The 3504-nt window shown below is 71.8% G+C and carries 4 protein-coding genes; all 4 read right to left on the minus strand.

What is annotated here, in order from left to right; genetic code table 11:
* Window positions 1-614, minus strand: a 614-nt coding sequence (locus AC2VOK_RS09715; protein ID WP_428900285.1) for an enoyl-CoA hydratase, incomplete at its 3' end; no start/stop codon positions are given.
* On the minus strand, window positions 611-1465 hold the full coding sequence (locus tag AC2VOK_RS09720; RefSeq protein WP_428900286.1) for an NUDIX hydrolase: 855 nt from the start codon (window positions 1463-1465) through the stop codon (window positions 611-613). The genes AC2VOK_RS09720 and AC2VOK_RS09715, both read right to left, overlap by 4 nt.
* Window positions 1462-2304, minus strand: coding sequence for an ABC transporter ATP-binding protein (locus AC2VOK_RS09725; RefSeq protein WP_428900287.1), 843 nt, complete (start codon window positions 2302-2304; stop codon window positions 1462-1464). The genes AC2VOK_RS09720 and AC2VOK_RS09725 overlap by 4 nt, the downstream gene beginning before the upstream one ends.
* 63 nt (window positions 2305-2367) lie before the next feature.
* Window positions 2368-3504, minus strand: a 1137-nt coding sequence (gene serB / locus AC2VOK_RS09730) for a phosphoserine phosphatase SerB (RefSeq protein ID WP_428900288.1), incomplete at its 5' end; no start/stop codon positions are given.

The following is a 3504-nucleotide window of genomic DNA, read 5'->3' on the forward strand; positions in this document are numbered from 1 at the left end:
GGTGGCGCGTCGAGAAAACGCCCCGCCCAGGCCGCCGCGGCGTCATACACCTCGTCCGGGGCCACCGTCTCCTCGACGAGCCCCAGCGCCAGCGCCTCCTCGGCGGCGACGAAGCGGCCGCTGAACACGAGTTCCTTGGCCCTGCTCGGGCCGATCGCGCTGGTCAGCCGCTCCCATGCGCCGCCTCCTGGGATCAGGCCGGCCAGGATCTCGGTGGCCCCGAACTTGACGTTGTCGCCGCTGACGCGCCAGTCGGCGGCCAGGGCCAGCGTGAGGCCGGAGCCCAGCGCATACCCGGTGATCGCCGCCACGGTGGGCTTGGGGATGGCCGCGACCGCGTCGATCGCGGCGCGGCGCACCCGGGTCGCGGTGTCGGCCTCCGGCGCCGTCAGCGTCCGCAACTCGGGCATGTCGTCGCCGGCCGAGAAGATCTCGTGACCCCCGAACAGGATCACCGCGGCGACGTCGTCGCGCCCCGCCACCTCGGTGGCCGCAGCCGCGATTTCCCGGTAGACCTGCCGCGTCATGGCGTTGGTGGGTGGCCTCGAGATCACCAGCGTGGCCAGTCCCGCCGCCGGCCCGTCGCCGGCCACGACGGTGACGAACTCCCTCAACGCGGCCACTTCAGCCCGCCCGACTCCCGGGCCCGGTGATAGCGGTCGGAATCGAAGAACTCGAAAACCCAGTTGTCACCCTGGATCTCGAGGTTCGGCTGCACTGTGACGATCTTGCGTTCGAGGCTCAGCACGTCGGCGACGGTCCGGCCCAACAGCGAGTCGAGCTGCGTCCAGGTCGGGGGCAGCAGGATGTTGCGGCCGGCGGCGAAGTCATCGATGGCCGCCTGCGGCGTCGTCCAGCCGGCGAGGTCGGACTCGGTGTTGTCGCCGTCGGCGCGCTGGCCGTCCGGCAGGGCCGCCACGAAGAAATATGTGTCGTATCGGCGGGTGCGTTCGGCTTCCGGGGTGACCCAGTTGGCCCACGGCCGCATCAGGTCGGAGCGCAGTTCCAGCTTCTCTTCGCGCAGGAAGTCGGCGAACGACAGTGTCCCGTCGGCGAGCGCCCGGCGGGCGTCGCGGTACACCGAGGCGTCGCCGACGATCCCGTCCGGCGCCGGACCGGACTGGCCGACCGGCCCGGCGAACAGCACCCCCGATTCCTCGAAGGTCTCCCTGGCCGCGGCGCAGACCAGCGCCTCGGCGAGGTCGGTGTCGATGCCGAAGCGCTGGGCCCACCACTGCGGCGGCGGTCCGGCCCAGGCGCCCCGCCGCGCCAACCCGGCGTTGCGGTCGCGTTCATCGACACCGCCGCCGGGAAACACCATCGTTCCGGGGGCGAAATGCATCTTCGCGTGCCGACGCATCAGAAAGACGTCCAGGCCTTCCCGCGAATCGCGCTCGGCGTCGCGGACCAGCATCACGGTGGCCGCGGGACGCGGAAAAAGAGGGGACTGGGCTGATGACGTCATAGTTGCCTCCGATGGGCCGCGCGGCCGCGGACGCGCCGCGCGAAATACCGTCCGTCGATGACGTCCAGGGCGATCGACTGGCCGAACGCGGTGGACAGATTTTCCGCGGTCAGGACCTCTGGCAGCAAGCCGGCGCCGACCACCCGGCCTTCCGACAACAGCATGCAGTGGCTGAAGCCGGGCGGAATCTCCTCCACGTGGTGGGTGACCAGGACCAGCGCAGGGGCGTCGGGGTCGGCGGCCAGGTCGGCCAGGCGCGCCACCAGCTCCTCGCGGCCGCCCAGGTCCAGGCCGGCGGCGGGCTCGTCGAGCAGCAGCAGCTCCGGATCGGTCATCAGCGCCCGCGCGATCAGCACCCGCTTGCGCTCGCCCTCCGAGAGGGTGCCGTAGGTACGGTCGGCGAGGTGCTCGGCGCCGAGGCTTTCCAGCATGTCGACCGCCCGGCGGTAATCGACGTCCTCGTAGCGCTCGCGCCAGCGGCCCAGTACCGCGTAGCCGGCCGAGACCACCAGATCGCGCACCAGCTCCTCGCCGGGCACCCGCTGCGCCAGCGATGACGAGCTCAGCCCGATCCGGGAGCGCAACTCGGACACGTCGACCCGGCCCAGCCGCTCCCCCAGTACGAAGGCGATGCCCGACGACGGGTGCTCGGCGGCCGCCGCGATGCGCAGCAGCGACGTCTTACCGGCCCCGTTGGGGCCGACGATCACCCAGCGTTCGTCCAGCTCGACCGCCCAATCCAGCGGCCCGACCAGGATGCGCCCATCCCGGCGCAGCGAGACGTTCCTGAACTCGAGCAGCAGATCGGGGTCGGCCGACTCGCTTCCGTTCTGGGGCACCCGTTCATCGTGCCGTACCGCGGCGCCGCCGCGGGTGCCGGGGCGCCCAGCCCCGCGACCAGCTCAGTCGGAGGGTATTTCCACGCGGCGGACCTCGCCGTCGACCGCGTCGGCGGCCTCGATCTCGCCGCGGGTGATGCCCAGCAGGAACAGCACCGTGTCCAGGTAGGGGTGGCTCAACGAGGCGTCGGCGACCTCGCGCAGCGCCGGCTTGGCGTTGAACGCGATGCCCAGCCCAGCGGCGGCCAGCATGTCGATGTCGTTGGCGCCGTCGCCGACGGCGACGGTCTGGGCCATCGGCACCCCGGCCTGCTCCGCGAAGTCCCGCAGCGCCGCGGCCTTGCCGGCCCGGTCGACGATCGGGCCGACGACCCGCCCGGTGAGGGTGCCGTCGACGATCTCCAGTTCGTTGGCGGCGACGAAGTCGAGCATCAGCTCGTGGGCCAGCGGGTCGATGATGCCCCGGAAACCCCCGGACACCACGCCGCAGCGGTAACCTAGCCGCCGCAGCGTGCGCAGCGTGGTCCGGGCGCCGGGCATCAGTTCGAGCTGGTCGGCGACCTCGTCGATCACCGTGGCGGGCAGGCCCTTCAAGGTCGCCACCCGCTGCTGGAGCGACTCCGCGAAGTCCAGCTCGCCGCGCATGGCGGCCTCGGTGATCGCGGCGACGGCACCCTCGGCGCCCGCCCGTGCCGCCAGCATCTCGATCACCTCACCCTGGACCAGGGTGGAGTCGACGTCGAACACGATCAGCCGCTTGGAGCGCCGCTCCAGGCTGTACACCTCGACCGCCACGTCGACACGCTCGGCGCAGGACACGCGGTTCAAGGCGGCACGCAGGGCGGCGTCGGCTCCCGGGGGCACCGAGACCCGCAGCTCCAGGCCGGTGACGGGGTAGTCGGAGACACCGCGGATGAGGTCGATGTTGACGCCCAGCTCCGCGAGCTCGCGGGCGACCGCGCTGAACGCGCCGGCCGTGATCGGGCGGCCCAGCACGAAGATGGTGTGACTGGACGGATCCCGGATGATCGGCACGTCGTCGCTGCGCTCGATGCTGACGTCGAGCCCGAGCCCGACGATGGCCGATTCGACGTCGCCCCGCAACGCCGTGCTGTCGGCGACCTCGGCGGGGCAGGACACCAGCACGCCCAGCGTCAGCCGCCCTCGGATCACGACCTGTTCGACGTTGAGCAGTTCCAC

The organism is Mycobacterium sp. TH-M116 (assembly GCF_057473685.1).

Bases quoted from the DNA above. Each gene is read 5' to 3' on its own strand.
- AC2VOK_RS09720 (WP_428900286.1), bottom strand. From the start codon at position 1,465: ATGACGTCATCAGCCCAGTCCCCTCTTTTTCCGCGTCCCGCGGCCACC.